8 protein-coding genes are annotated in these 14607 nt (G+C 63.1%); 6 read left to right on the top strand and 2 right to left on the bottom strand.

All coding sequences use genetic code 11. The features are described from left to right. The first annotated feature begins 105 nt into the window (after window positions 1-105). From AAFH49_RS12150 to AAFH49_RS12135, 4 genes are all read left to right on the top strand, one after another. On the top strand, window positions 106-1158 hold the full coding sequence (locus tag AAFH49_RS12150; RefSeq protein ID WP_342298433.1) for a UDP-glucose--hexose-1-phosphate uridylyltransferase: 1053 nt from the start codon (window positions 106-108) through the stop codon (window positions 1156-1158). A gap of 107 nt (window positions 1159-1265) precedes the next feature. After that, window positions 1266-2291: a LacI family DNA-binding transcriptional regulator gene (locus AAFH49_RS12145; protein WP_342298431.1), complete on the top strand. Its 1026-nt coding sequence runs from the start codon at window positions 1266-1268 to the stop codon at window positions 2289-2291. Window positions 2292-2317: 26 nt separating this feature from the next. Further along, window positions 2318-3046: a 3'-5' exonuclease gene (locus AAFH49_RS12140; RefSeq protein WP_342298429.1), complete on the top strand. Its 729-nt coding sequence runs from the start codon at window positions 2318-2320 to the stop codon at window positions 3044-3046. Window positions 3047-3211: 165 nt separating this feature from the next. Continuing rightward, on the top strand, window positions 3212-5125 hold the full coding sequence (locus tag AAFH49_RS12135; protein WP_342298427.1) for a DUF294 nucleotidyltransferase-like domain-containing protein: 1914 nt from the start codon (window positions 3212-3214) through the stop codon (window positions 5123-5125). Between the two features lie 105 nt (window positions 5126-5230). Here the strand turns inward: AAFH49_RS12135 and AAFH49_RS12130 are convergent, their stop codons facing one another. Further along, a complete protein-coding gene (locus AAFH49_RS12130) occupies window positions 5231-8527 on the bottom strand; it encodes a T9SS type A sorting domain-containing protein (RefSeq protein ID WP_342298425.1) in 3297 nt (1098 codons plus the stop codon). Window positions 8528-8831: 304 nt separating this feature from the next. On the opposite strand from AAFH49_RS12130, the gene AAFH49_RS12125 reads away from it, so the two are divergent. Together AAFH49_RS12125 and AAFH49_RS12120 are read left to right on the top strand one after the other, a co-directional pair. Further along, window positions 8832-11570 (top strand): MGH1-like glycoside hydrolase domain-containing protein, encoded by a 2739-nt coding sequence (locus tag AAFH49_RS12125; RefSeq protein ID WP_342298423.1) that lies wholly within the window; start codon window positions 8832-8834, stop codon window positions 11568-11570. Between the two features lie 107 nt (window positions 11571-11677). Continuing rightward, entirely contained in the window at window positions 11678-12286 is a 609-nt protein-coding gene (locus AAFH49_RS12120) for an efflux RND transporter periplasmic adaptor subunit (RefSeq protein WP_342298422.1), read from the top strand. Here AAFH49_RS12120 and bglX read toward each other — a convergent pair. Next, window positions 12283-14589, bottom strand: coding sequence for a beta-glucosidase BglX (gene bglX, locus AAFH49_RS12115; protein WP_342298419.1), 2307 nt, complete (start codon window positions 14587-14589; stop codon window positions 12283-12285). The two genes, AAFH49_RS12120 and bglX, sit on opposite strands and share 4 nt — an antisense overlap. Between the last annotated feature and the right edge of the window lie 18 nt (window positions 14590-14607).

Below are 14607 nucleotides of genomic sequence, written 5' to 3'. Positions count from 1 at the left end.
CGTTGAACGGCCGGAACCGCGCCGTTCTCACAAACAATTAAACAACATCAGCAACGACGAGACGCAAAATGTTGTGTCTCTACAATCGTTCAAACGCCTGTTCTCATGTCCTCCACTTTCGATTCCACCGAACACCCGCACCGCCGTTTCAATGCCCTTTCGGGCGAGTGGGTGCTGGTGTCGCCGCACCGCTCCAAACGCCCCTGGCAGGGCCAGCAGGAAGAAACCGAGCAGGACCAGCGCCCCGCCTACGACCCCACCTGCTACCTCTGCCCCGGCAACGTGCGCGTGGGCGGCGAGGTGAACCCGCAATACACCGACACCTTCGTTTTCAACAACGATTTTGGCGCGCTGACCCCCGACGTGCCCACCGGCGGCATCAACGAAGGCGGGCTGCTGCGGGCCGAGGCCGAGTCGGGCGTGTGCCGCGTCATCTGCTTCTCGCCGCGCCACGATTTGACGTTGCCGCAGATGACCACACCCGCCATCCGCAATGTCGTGGACCTTTGGGTGGAGGAATTTACGACCCTCGGAGCGCGGCCGGATATCAACTACGTGCAGATTTTCGAGAACAAGGGCCCGATGATGGGCTGCTCGAACCCGCACCCGCATGGCCAGATTTGGGCGCAGCGCACCGTGCCCGGCGAGCCCGCCAAGGAAACGGTGCAGCAGCTGGCCTATTTCCAAGAGTACGGCCGTACCCTGCTGAGCGACTACCTGAAAATCGAACTGGAGCAAAAGGAGCGGGTGGTCATCGAAAACGAGCATTTTGTGGTGCTGGTGCCCTTCTGGGCGGTGTGGCCGTTCGAAACCATCGTCATCGCCCGCCGCCCGGTGCAGGACGTGACCCAGCTCACGCCCGACGAGCGCGACGCGCTGGCCGACATTCTGCGCCGCCTCACCATCCGCTACGACAACCTGTTTAGCATCTCGTTCCCGTACTCGGCCGGCCTGCACCAGCGGCCTACTGATGGCCAGGAACACCCGGAATGGCACCTGCACATGCACTTTTTCCCGCCGCTGCTGCGCTCGGCCACGGTGCGCAAGTTCATGGTGGGCTACGAGATGCTGGGCGACCCGCAGCGCGACATCACGCCCGAATTTAGCGCCGGGCGGCTGCGCGAGCAGTCGGAAGTTCACTACAAGGCAGCGCAGTAGCCCTGCTACCGCCGGGAATAATAATTGCGGCCAACGTTCCGCGCTTCATCGCTGTTATGGGAGCGGTAGGTTACATTTAGCCCCGCACTCACTAATTTATTTCCGCTTTGGCTCAAAAACGCGCCTCTATTTCGGACATTGCCAAGGAGCTCAACCTGGCCGTTTCTACTGTTTCGCGGGCGCTGAGCGGCCATTCGCGCATCAGCGAAGCCACTCGCAAGCGCGTGTGGAAACTGGCCGAACAGCTTAATTATCAGCCCAATCACCTGGCGGCCGCCCTGCGCAAGGGGCGCAGCAATACGCTGGGCGTCATCGTGCCGCACATTGATGGTCACTTCTTCTCGCAGGTGATGAAGGGCGCTGAAGCCGTGGCCAACCGTGCCGGCTTCAACGTACTGCTGTGCCAGTCGAACGAGGACTACGGCCAGGAACAGAAGAACGTGGACACAATGATTAACGCGCAGGTCGACGGCATCATGGTGTCGGTGGCCCGTACCACGCACGATTACAAGCACTTCGACAAGATTAAGAAGCGCGATATTCCGCTGGTGTTCTTCGACCGCATTCTGGACAGCCCGGAGGTGAATGCCGTGGAGCTCGACGATTTCCAGGGCGGCTACCAGTCTACCAAGCATTTGCTGGAGCAGGGCTGCCGTCGCATTGCCCACTTCGGCGGGCCGCAGCACCTTAACATTTACATCAACCGCTTCGGTGGCTACCGGCAGGCTTTGCAGGAGTACGGCATTCCGATTGAGGAAGAGTTGGTGCTGTTCAGCGAGATGTGGGAGGCCGACGGCCGCGCCGGCATGGAGCAGTTGCTGGCTCTGCCCAGGCCGCCCGAGGCCGTTTTCTCGGCCAGCGACTTTTCCATTGTGGGGGCCATGCGCGTACTCAAGGAGCGCAAGCTGCGCATCCCCGAGGACATTGCGCTTTCTGGTTTCAGCAACGAAAGCTTCACCTCTCTCACCGAGCCCAACCTGACGTCGGTGGACCAGTGCTGCGAGGAAATGGGCCTGGCCGCTATGCGCCTGCTGCTGGAAATGGTGCAGGAGCACGAGCAGGCCCCGCGCAAAATTGTGATTCAGCCCCGGCTGATAAAGCGGGAGTCGTCGCTCTGGCACCAGCAGCCCTAACAAACGCCGCGCCCGGCTCCCGGCCCGTGAAGGACTACCTGCTGTTCGTCGATACCGAAACCACGGGCATTCCGCGCGACTGGACGCAGCCATACACCAGCCGCGACAACTGGCCGCACATCGTGCAGCTGGCCTGGGTGGTGTGCACGCCCGATGGCCAGGAAGTGAAGGCCGAAAACCACTACATCCGCCCCAACGACTACGACATGAGCCCGGAGTCGGGCAAAATCCATGGCCTCACGGCGGAGTTTTTGCAAGCCAACGGCCGCTCGCGCCACGCCGTGATGCAACGTCTGCAGCGCGACCTGCTGCACTATAAGCCCAGGGTTGTGGCCCACTTCATGCAGCTCGATTTCCACATGTTGGGCGTGGGTTTCCATCGGGCTGGCCTGAAAAACCCGCTGCCGGAGCTACCGCAGTTTTGTACCATGCGGGCCACGGGGCCACTGCTGCGCCACAGCACCCAGGGTTTTTTGCGGCTGGGCGAATTACACGAGCGCCTGTTTCAGGAGCCGTTATTGCGCGAACATGATGCCTTAGTGGACGCCCGTGCCACGGCCCGCTGCTACTTCCGAATGCGGGAGCAGGGCGTGATTACTGATGAAATTATTGCTCAGCAGGTGCCCATCGGGCTGCCCACGCCGCAGGCCCGACTGGCGCGCCGTCGGCGACGTAAGCTCCGCATCGGTGTGGCCCCGTGGCTGTTGCTGGCTGCCGTGGCGCTGGTGCTGCTGTCGGTGTTTTTACTGATGTGAAAGATTTAAGGAACGTCATGCAGAGCGTAGCGAAGCATCTTTACCGTGATACTAATCCTATCGATTGGTACACTACGCGGTAAAGATGCTTCGCTGCGCTCTGCATGACGGGCTGATTTTGCTGACTACCAACTAATGCCTGTTAACCCTTCGACACCCTGCCCCATGAGCGAAAAACTCGATTTCCTCCGCACCGTGAAGCCCTTTGACCGGCTGCCCGAAGACGTGCTGGCCGAAGTGGCCGAGGGCCTGGAAGAAGTGCGCCACCCCCGCGAGGGTGTTATCTACTACCAGGACGAGACGAAGCTGCGGGGCCTCGACATCATCGTGGAGGGCGAATACGAGACGTTTTTCTACGACAGCCAGCAGAACCGGCGCGTGGTGGAGCTCACCCGGCGCGGCGAGTGCTACGGCGGTATTTCACTGCTGCTCAATAAGAAGAAGTCGCTGCGCACGGTGGTGGCCAAGCGCCATACCCGTGTATACTTCCTGCATCGGCGTGAGTTTCTGGCGCTGTGCCAGGGCTACGAGAGCTTCTTCCACTTCTTCACCACGCGCTACGGGCAGCGGATGCTGAACGAGGAATACGCCCATTTTGTGCGGCCCGCTACCAGCTCCGGCTCCAGCTATCTGGCTTCGGACCAGCTGTTCTCGCGCCGCATCGAGACGCTGGAGCTGCGCCCGCTCGACGTATGCGCCGCCTACACGCCCATCCACGAAGTGGCCCGGCGCATGGCCGCCGCCCGCACCAGCTGCTACTTCATCACCAATGCCGATGTGGACGGCCACATCATTGGCTACGTGACGGATATCACGCTGCGCGACAAGGTGGTAGCTGCCTGCGCCGATGCCAACCTGCCCGTCGAAACCATCGTGGATGCGCCGGTGGTCAGCATCAGTTCGCGGGCGTTTGTGTATGAGGCTATTTTGTTGATGTTCAGAACGAAGACGCGCTATCTGCTGGTCGAAACCGATGGCGAGTACGTGGGCTTCCTGAGCCGCAACAAGCTGCTGACCGACGACCAGGCGCAGTCGCCGTTCATCTTCATTCAGTCGGTGAAGCAGGCGCAGGCGGTGCCCGAGCTAAAGCGCCGCTGGGAGCAGGTGCCGGAAATGGTATATCAGCTCCTGAATCGCGGCGTGAAACCCGAAATCGTGAATCAGGTTATCACCACGGTGTCGGATGCTATTGCGTTGAAGCTGATTGAGGGCGCCATTGCCGAGCTGGGGCCGCCGCCGGCCAAGTTCGTGTACATGGTGCTGGGCAGCGAGGGCCGCAAGGAGCAAACCCTGCTCACGGACCAGGACAATGCCATTATCTACGAGGACAAGGCCAACGAGCAGCGCGAATTAGTGCGCGACTACTTCCTGAAATTTGCCGAAATGGTGAGCGACCAGCTCAACGAAATCGGCTTCAGCTACTGCGAAGGGGGCTTCATGGCCAAAAACCCGAAGTGGACGCACTCGCTCTCGCACTGGAAGCGCAACTACGTGGCGTGGATGACCGACTCGAACCCCGAAACCGGCATGCAGTTCGCCGCCTCGTTCGACTGCCGCTACATCTACGGCGACCCCGCCATCATGGACGAGTTGCACGATTTCCTGGCCGTGGAGCTGCAAAAGCCGGTGGAGCGCTTCTTCCACCACATGGCCGTAAATGCGCTGCAATACGAGCCGCCACTCACGTTTTTCAACAACATCCGCACCTTTGCCCACGGCGCGCACAAGGTGTTCAACCTGAAGAAAACCATGTCGCCCATCGTCGATTTGGTGCGGATGTACGCCCTCAAGCACCGCATTTTCGCCACCAATACCGGCGAGCGGCTGGAGGCGCTCAAGGCCCTTGGCATCTTCACCGAGCGCGAGGCCCACGAGCTGCTGCAATCCTACTACTACCTCATGGGTGTGCGCCTGAAAAAGCAGGCCGCCCAGATTATCAACGACAACGTGACGCCCGATAATTACCTCGACCCGAAGACGCTGACGAAGGTGGAGCAGGTGACGCTGAAGGAGATTTTCAAGGTCATTGCCGATTTTCAGCTGAAGATTAAGGTGGGTTTCACGAAGTCGTTAGGGTAGTGACAAATTGCTTTCCGAATCTTGCAGGAAACAGGCCGATATCGCCACAAAAAAAGGTCCTGACCATTTTGGTCAGGACCTTTTTAATAATTAAAACCGATGTACTTAGTCTTTAACTACGCGGCGGGTATCGAGGCTGCCGGCGGTTTTCACGCGCAGCAGGTACACGCCTGAGGTCAGCTGGGTCAGATTGACGGCCTGTGTGGCGGTGCTGGCTGAGGCCGGAACCGTGGCAGTGAAAACCACCTGGCCTAGGGCATTAAGCACCGTCAGCTCGGCGGCAGCGCGGTAGCCGGTGAGCTCCACGCGGAAGTTGCCATCCGGAGTAGGGTTGGGGTACACGCTGAGCGAGCTGCCGGCCAACGGTTTCAGGCTGGAAGTAACCACCAGCGGAGCCGAAGGCAGCGAGATGCAGCCGTTGGCGTTGGTGGTCTGCACGGTGTAGGGGCCGAACTGGGCCGGCGTACCATTCACCACGTAGGTCTGGCTGGTAGCGCCGGGAATCAGCCCATTATTGAGGTACCACTGGTTGCCGGTAGCCGCGCTCGAGGTCAGCGTAGTGGTCGAACCGTTATACTGGACCGAGAGCGTAGGCGTGGCGGGCCGGGCGTTGATGGTAACCGTGGCGGTGGCTGAGGTAGCCGCGCAGCCGCTGGCAGCGGCCACGGTGTTGGTGACGGTGTAAGTGCCGGGCGTACTGGTGCCTACGGCAATGGCTCCCGTGGTGGCGTTAATGTTCAGGCCGCTTGCGGAGGAGAACGTACCCGCCGTGCTGCTGGCCGGCACCACGGCCGTTGCATTGCCGCCCGATACGCAATAAGCGGCGTTGGCGTAAGCAAACGTAGCCACCGGCGCGGCCGTGATGGTCACCGAAGCCGTAGCCGACGACGGGCAACTGCCCCCCACGCTGTACGTCACGGTGTAGGTGCCGGGCGTGCTGGTAGCCGGGTTTATGGTGCCCGTGGTAAAGTTCAGATTGAGGCCGGTGGGGGCGGAGAAGGTGCCGCCGGCCGTGCCCGTTACCGTGGGCGTGGGGGCGGGGCCGCTCTGGCAGTAGGTCGGGCCTGCGTAGGCGAATGTGGCCGTAGTGGCCGGGTTCACCGTCACGGCAACCGGGGTAGCGGCGGCGGCCGAGCAGCCGGCCGCGTTGGTGGCTGTCACGCCATACGAGCCGCTGGCCGAAACCGTGATGCTGGCCGTGGTAGCGCCGGTGCTCCAGCGGTAGCTGCTGCCACCGTTGGCCGTGAGCGTAACCGTTCCGCCCACGCAAAACGTGGTGGCCCCGCTGGCCGTGATGCTTGCCACGGGCGCGGCATTGATAACCACCTGGGCCGTGGCCGTGGCGGCCGCACAGCCACCCGCGGCGGCAATGGTGTTGGTAACGGTGTAGGTGCCGGCCTGGCTGCCAGTCAGAGTCACGATGCCGGTGCTGGCGTTGATGTTCAGCCCAGCCGGAGAAGCAGTGAAGGTGCCTGCCGCGGCGTTGGTGCCCAGGGTGGGAGCGGCCGTGGTGCCGGCATTGGCGCAGTAGGCTGCGGTGCCGTAGCTGAACGTAGCCACCGGCGGCCGGGCAATGGTAAGCTGGGCCGAAACCGTCGTCGGGCAGTTCACGATGTCGGCGTTGTAGCTCACGGTGTAGGTGCCGGGCGTGGACGTGGCCACGTTCACGCTGCCCGTAGCGGCGTCGATGCTCAGTCCGGTGCCCGCGCTGAAACTGCCGCCGGTGGGGCCGGTGACGCTGGGCGTGGGGTTGGTACCGGACTGGCAGTAGCTGGCCGCGCCATACGCCACGGCCACGGCCGTGGGGCAGTTGAAGGCGTAGGTTAGGGCCTGACGGCCTGGCAATAGGTTAAAATCAAGACCCGTGGACACGCCCAGGTTGGTGGCCCCATTGCCGGGGATGGCCGGAATCATGTCCGATGACAGGTAGTTGCCGTTGCCGTTGTTCTGCACCAGAAAGGCCTGGATGGTGGCATTAGCCAGCGTGGCCGGCACGCCCAGGGCGGCGCGGTCAATTTCCATTTCCCAGCCGTAGTTGCCGGGGTTGCCCGACAAAAAGCCCGTGGGCGAGTTGCGGTAGGCTATCAGCGCGCCATCGAACTGCGTGACGGCAGTAGAATTCAGCGTACTGGGTGCGCCGGCCGTTGAGAGGTTCGGGAGCGAATACTGGTCGACCACGCTGCCCGCGTAGCGTGCTACCTGTACCGTGTAGCCGGGCGTGCTGCCTTGCAGGGCCAGGCCGAGGTCAGTTTCCAGGTCCATTTTGGCTTTCATCTGCTCGAAGCTGGTGCCCGAGTTGGGATTGCCGCCCGGCAGGGCCGTGCCCCGGGGCACGCCTGTGAGGCCGGGCACGTTGAAGTAGAGCTGAAACGTGTTGCCGTTATTTTCCAGCGTGCCCACCACAAACAGGTAGAGCTTGGTGGCGGTATTGGCCATGTAGAGCTTGGTTAGGCCGTAGTCGCCGAAGCCCGCCGGGTGCGGGGTGGTGTACTCGCCCACCAACTGGTAGAGACCCTGGGTGCCGGTCCCGATTTCGTTGGCATCGAGGCGGCCGTCGATGGTAAGGGCATTGACGCGGATGGACTGCGTGCCGGCGATGGTGCCGAAGTTCGGGTCGGTGCCCAGTGGCGTGTTCAGTCCGGCCACCTGCGGAAACAAATCGGTGGTGAAGTCGCCCACGCTAGTAGTGAAGGCGCCAAAAAGGTCGAGCGGGGTGCCGCCCTGCGCCCCAATGGCAGTCAGCGGAATCTCCATTTCCCAACCCGTGGCGGTGTTGGCTGCAATGCTGGCGGTGTTGAAGTAGGCGAACTTCGCCCCGTTCAGGCCGCCGCTGGCCACGGCTAGCAGGCCGCCCTGGTTGGTGGCCGGGCCGAGGAAATTGTCCACGTTACGGCCGCCCACGGTGGCCGGGGTGGTGTAGTCGACGTAGCTGTAATACACGCTGTCGCGGTTGACGCCGGTGGCTGACGTGGTCAGGCGCAGCGCGTAGTCGGTTTCCTGGTCAAGGGTGGGCCGATGGTAGAGGGGCGACTCGATGCGCGAGCTGCCCGCCAGCCGCGTGCCAGCCGGCACACCCGTGCGGCCCGCCGCGTTCAGGTAGAGCACCAGCGAGCTGTAGTCGGTGGCCAGGGTGGGCGAGGCCACCATCATGATGTTGAGCGTGGTGGCGGTGCGGGCCACGTAGAGGCTTTTCAGGCCCCGGTCGGCCACCGAGTGGGGGCCGGTGTAGGAGCCCACCAGCTGGTATTTGCCCGGCCCGATTTCGCTGGCCGAAGCGCGGCCATCGACCACAAACTGCGCCTGCGCCGGCCCGGCCAGCAGTAGCGCCAGTAAGAAGGCCAGAATAGGCCGTAGGCGGCGCGTTGTTAGCATATTGAAGTACAGTGGTAGCAGCTGCATCATAAAAAACGACGTGGAAAAATGTGGTTGAAAAGGTGAAAAAACTTGGTTGATTATGGGATGGAATACAGAAAATTCCCGACAAAGGTCAGCCTTGAAACCCGGGCTTTCCAAGGGTTCAGAAAGTTCTTTTTGCCCACCCGGCTCTCGGCGGAGGGGCTGGCTCGCCCCGGATTTTGGCGGGTTCAGGGCGGCAGCATTGGCCCGCCAGCATTGCCTGTTCGCCGGCCTCTGCTCAGCCCGACCAGCGCGGACCAGCGACTCCGTAATTTGCGCGTTCCCGCCACTTTCGCCGCCCTGCTTCCCAATGAAACCCACCATCCTCGCCACCGGCTTCCTGCTCACCCTCGGCCTGCTCACCGCCTGCCAGACCACCAAGCCAACTGCCCCTACCACCGCAATTACACCCGCCGTGCAAACTCCCATCTGGCAATCCGAGGCCTATAGCCTCTACCGCGACCACGTGACGCAGGGTCCGCACGAGGCCCGCGCCCTCTCCGTCACCGAACTGGTGTCGAACTACGTGAGCCCGGCCAACGACCGGCAGAACCCGCGCGTCGAGTTCAAGTTCAGCATCAACGGCAAGGACAACGAGATGGCACCCGGCCTCAACCACCTGCTGGTGGCCGTGCCCCGGCCCGGCGGCGGGGCCATCGAAACGCCGCCCATCGTGTTCGGGCAGCGCTACGTGGATGCTACGCCGGCTGCCGCCGATACTTACCTGGCCCCCAACACGCCGGTCCGCATCCGGCTGGATTTGCGGCCGGTGCTGGCGGCGTTTAAGAAGCAGGGCTTCTACACCACGTTCAAGGGGGAGAAGCTGTACCAGCAGGATTTCAAGCACGTCTACATTGCCGGGGGCACCGCGCCGCTGAGCTGGGATTTCGACAACCTGACCAACAAGACGGAGCTGGAAATGAAGGACCCGGACGGCGACGGCATCTACGAAGCCACGCTGACCCTGAACCAGCCTACCGCCGCCAAAACCACCGCCGCGAGCTGGAAAAAGACCATCAACACCGACGATTTTCCACAATACGCCTCCGACTACCCCCTCGCCGATGCCCTCTACAACCTGGCCCTGGAGGAAGCCCGCCGCGCCGTGGAGCCGGACAGCACCTTCCGCACCGGCAAGGAGTGGGCCGGCGTCTGGACCCGCGATGTGAGCTACAGCATCATCCTGGCGCAGGCCAGCTTGCAGCCGAAGGTGGCCATGAACAGCCTGCTGCGCAAGGTGAGCCCCACCGGCCGCATCATTCAGGACACCGGCACGGGCGGGGCCTACCCGTGCTCGACGGACCGCATTATCTGGGCCACGGCGGCCTGGGAGGTGTACCAAGCCACCGGCGACGAGGCCTGGCTGCGCAAGGTGTACCCCATCATCAAGCAAAGCATTGCCGACGATGTGCAGAACGCCTACGACCCCGCCACCGGCCTGGTGCGCGGCGAGTCGTCGTTCCTGGACTGGCGCGAGCAGACCTACCCGCGCTGGATGCAGCCCGTGGACATTTACCAGAGTGAAAACCTGGGCACCAACGCCGTGCACTACCAGGCCAACATCGTGCTGGCCCGCATGGCCGCCCGCCTCGGCGACCCCGGCACCGCCGCGCAGCACCAGCGCCAGGCCGCCGGCATCAAAGCTGCCATCAACCAGCACCTCTGGCAGGCCGATAAGGGCTACTACGGCCAGTTCCTCTACGGCCGCACTTCGCTGATTCTCTCCCCGAAAGCCGAAGCATTGGGCGAGGCCCTGTGCGTTCTCTTCGGCATTGCCGAGGGCGAGCGGGCGCGGGAGGTGGTAGCACGCACCCCCACCGTGCCCTTCGGCGTGCCGTGCATTTATCCCCAGATTCCGGGCATCCCGCCGTACCATAACGATGCCGTGTGGCCCTTTGTGCAGAGCTTCTGGGCGCTGGCGGCGGCGCAGGTTGGCAACGAAGCGTCGCTCACCGAGAGCATGGCGGCCATCTACCGGCCGGCGGCGTTGTTTCTGACCAACAAAGAGAATTTCGTGGCCCGCACCGGCGACTACGCGGGCACCCAAATCAACTCCAGCAACATGCTCTGGAGCCTGTCCGGCAGCCTGAGCCTGGTGTATAAGGTGCTGTTTGGGCTGCGGTACGAGGATGAGCGGCTGGTGTTCCGGCCCTTCGTGGCGCAGGCGTTTGCGGGGGCGCGGCGGCTCACCGGCTTTAAGTACCGCCGGGCCGTGCTCGATGTGGAGATGACGGGTTTCGGCAACGTCCTCAAAAGCATTACGCTCGATGGCCAGCCGCTGGCCGATGCCGCCATTCCGGCCAGCCTCAGCGGGCGACACGCGGTTAAAATCGTGCTCCGCAGCGAGGCCACGGCCACGCAGCCCGTGAACCGCGTGGCCGATGACTTTTCACCGGAGACCGCCGTGGTGACTTTTGCTAACGGTGGGCTGCGCTGGGCAGCGCAGCCTAATATTCGGGCCTACCAGATACTGCGCGACGGCCAGCCGCTGGGCCGCACCACCGAGCCGAAATTTGCCCTGCCCGATGCCAACGGGAACAGCGAATACCAAGTAATTGCGGTGAGTACCGCCGGCTTCGAGTCCTTCGCCAGCGAGCCACTAGCCGTTGGCCCCGGCCTGTTCACCCACCAGGTACAGCTTGAAACCATTGCCCCCAAAGCCACCCAGCCCTACAAAGGCTACTCCGGCAAGGGCTTCGTCGAAATCTCAACCACCAAAAATCCGTCCCTCACCATCCCCGTCACCGTGTCGGAAAGCGGCGTGTACGTCCTCGATTTCCGCTACGCCAACGGCAACGGCCCCATCAACACCAATAACCAGTGCGCCATCCGCACGCTACGGCGCGGGGGCGAGCTGCTGGGTACCGTGGTGCTGCCCCAGCGCGGCGTGGCCGAGTGGAGCAACTGGGGGTTCTCGAACCCCATTCTCGTGCGCCTCGAAAAAGGCACCATCGCCCTCACTCTGGCCTATGAGCCCGCCAACCAGAACATGAACGGCACTGTGAACCAGGCCATGCTGGACTACCTGCGCCTGCGCCGGGTGGAGTAGCGGGAACTGGCGCAACATTCTTGCCGTGGCTAGCTGCTCAGTGGCTTTTGCCGTATGCTGACCAACCGAGCCGGAGCGCCGGCCGGCGAATTCTGTTATTCTGTTTTATGAAAAAACCACTCCTTATTGGCTTGGCCTTGTTGTTAATTATCGGGGCCGTGGTAGGCCGCCGCTGGTGGTGGAAATCCACCGACGAAGTAGCCGCCCTGGCCGCCGGCCCCGCGCCCGCCGCCATCGTGCCCGATTCGACGGTTATTGTGCTCACGGGCCGCGTGGGGGCCGGCGGCACCGAGCCGGTGCTGGCCCGCAAGCGCGGCCGCATCCGCAGCGTGTACTTCAGCCCCGGCGAGTACATGCGCCGCGGGGCCGTAATGGCCAAGCTGGCCGATTACAACTTCGTGACGGCCCCGCACGATGGTTTCCTGGGCGAGCGGCAGGTGACCGTGGGCGAGTACGTGACGCCTACCACCGTGGTCAGCACCATCTCGAAGCAGGGCTACCTGGTGGTGCCGGTGGGCATCAGGGCCAAAAAAGCCGCCCACGTCCAGCCCGGCGATTCGGTGCGGGTGTGGGCCACCAGCCGCCCCACCCGCGTGGTAACCGGCGTGGCCGCGCCCGCCACCGACACCACCGGCGGCATCACCCTCGAAATCCGGCTGCCCTCACGGTCCCCGCTGCGCCTGGGCGAAGTGGCCAGCGTGCAGCTGAAACGCTAGTTGGCCGCCAGCTTGAAGGTCGCCGTTTGCACGTCGCGCGAGTTGCCGCCCACCATCACCTGGAAATCCCCGGGCTCGGCCACGAATTTCAGGTCGTTGTTGTAGAACTTCAGCGCGTCGGGGGCGAGGCGGAAGGTGAGGGTTTTGCTCTCACCTTTTTTCAGCATCACTTTCTGGAAACCTTTCAGTTCTGAAACCGGACGCGAGATGGAGCCCACCAGGTCGCGGATGTAGAGCTGGGCCACTTCTTCGCCGTCCAGCGGTCCGGTGTTCTGCACGGTCACGCTCACGGTCAGGGTTTCGGCGGGGCCGATGGTGGCTTTGCTCACGGTGGGCTTGCCGTAGGTGAAGCTGGTGTAGCTCAGGCCGAAGCCGAAGGGGTAGAGCGGGTCGTTGGGCGCGTCGAGGTAGCGCGACTTGTACTTGTCGAGCTTCACGCCGCCGTAGGGCCGGCCGGTGTTTTTATGGTTGTAGTAGATGGGTTCCTGGCCCACGGTCACGGGGAAAGTGGCCGTGATTTTGCCGCTCGGGTTGTAGTCGCCAAACAACACGTCGGCAATGGCATTGCCGGCCTGCGTGCCCGCAAACCACGTTTCGAGGATGGCGTCGGCGTTCTGGTTTTCCCAGGGCAGGGCCAGCGGGCGGCCGTTCATCAGCACCAGCACCAGCGGCTTGCCAGTGGCTTTCAGGGCCTTCAGCAAAGCCAGCTGCTGGCCGGGCAGGCCGATGTCGGCGCGGGCGGCAGCCTCGCCGGTCATGCCCTGGCTTTCGCCCACCACGGCCACCACTACATCGGCGCTTTGGGCCACCTGCACGGCTTCTTTTATCATGTCTTCGGAACTGCGTTTGTCCAGCTCCAACTCGCCGCCGTGGGCTTGCAGGCGGTCGAGCATCTGCTGGTCGTCGGCGATGTTAGCGCCCTTGGCGTAGGTGATTTTGAGGCCGGGCGCGGCGGCGCGCAGGCCCTGCTCCACGGATACGGCCTGGTGCCAGTCGCCGGCCCCGCTCCAGCTGCCGATGACGTCACGCTGCCGGTTGGCCAGCGGGCCGATGAGGGCGATGCTGCCGGTTTTCTTCAGCGGCAGGGCGCTACGCTCGTTCTTCAGCAGCACCATGCTGCGGCGGGCAATGTCGCGGGCGGCGGCGATGAACTCGGGTTTCATCAGGGTGCTGGTGGCGCGCTCGGCGCTCACCTTGCGGTAGGGGTCGGTGAAGAGGCCGAGCTTGTACTTGGCTTCCAGAATGCGGCGGCAGGCGGCATCAAGCTGGGCCTTGCTCACGGCTCCGGACTGGATGTTTTTGGCCGTGTATTTCAGGAATTCCTCGCCCACCATGTCCTGGTCGATACCCGCGTTCAGGGCCAGGGCAGCTACTTGCTCGGCGTTGCCCATGCCGTGCTCAACCAGCTCGGGGATGGCCGTGTAGTCCGTCGCCACGAAGCCCTGGAAGCCCCACTGCTTGCGTAGCAGGTCGGTCATCAGCCACTTGTTGGCGGTGGCGGGCGTGCCGTTCACGTCATTAAAGGAAGACATGACGGAGCCCACGCCGGCGTCCACCGCGGCTTTGTAGGGCGGCAGGTACTCGTTGTACATGCGCTGCTTGCTCATGTCGGTGGTGTTGTATTCGCGGCCGGCCTCCGCGGCTCCGTAGAGGGCAAAGTGCTTGAGGCAGGCCATGACGCTGGTGGGGTTGGTCAGGTCGTTGTTTGGGCCCTGGTAGCCGCGCACCATGGCTTCGGCAATGCGCGAGCCGAGGTAGGGGTCTTCGCCGGCGCCTTCCGAAATGCGACCCCAGCGGGCATCGCGGGCAATGTCCACCATCGGCGAAAACACCCAATCCAGCCCATCAGCCGAGGCTTCCTCGGCCGCGATGCGGGCACTCTGCTCAATGGCCTTCAAATCCCAGCTCGCCGACAGGCCCAGCGCAATCGGGAAAATGGTGCGGTGCCCGTGAATTACATCATACCCAAACATGAGCGGAATGTGCAGCCGCGACTCCTTCAAGGCCATTTCCTGGAGCTTGCGCACGGCAATTGGCGTGTAGGTATTGAACACGCCGCCCACCAGCCCCTTGCGGATGTTGGCGTCCACGTCCTTGCTCACCACTGGCCCGGTCACATCAAACCCCACGGACACGAGGTTGAGCTGGCCGATTTTCTCTTCCTGGGTCATTTTCGCCATCAGGCCGTCGATGTACTGCTTCATCTTCTGGTCGGAAGTGGCAGCGGCGGGCGCGGGCTTTTTCTGGGCGTGGGCGGTGGGAGCCAGGGCTAGGGCAAGGAGGAGCAGGGGGAAGCGTTTCATGCGAAAGAGAAGTGTGAA

Origin of the sequence: Hymenobacter segetis (genome assembly GCF_038448715.1) — a bacterium.
GTDB classification, from domain to species: domain Bacteria; phylum Bacteroidota; class Bacteroidia; order Cytophagales; family Hymenobacteraceae; genus Hymenobacter; species Hymenobacter segetis.
Note: the sequence above shows the minus strand (reverse complement) of the source record. Positions and strands in the feature narration are given on the sequence as shown.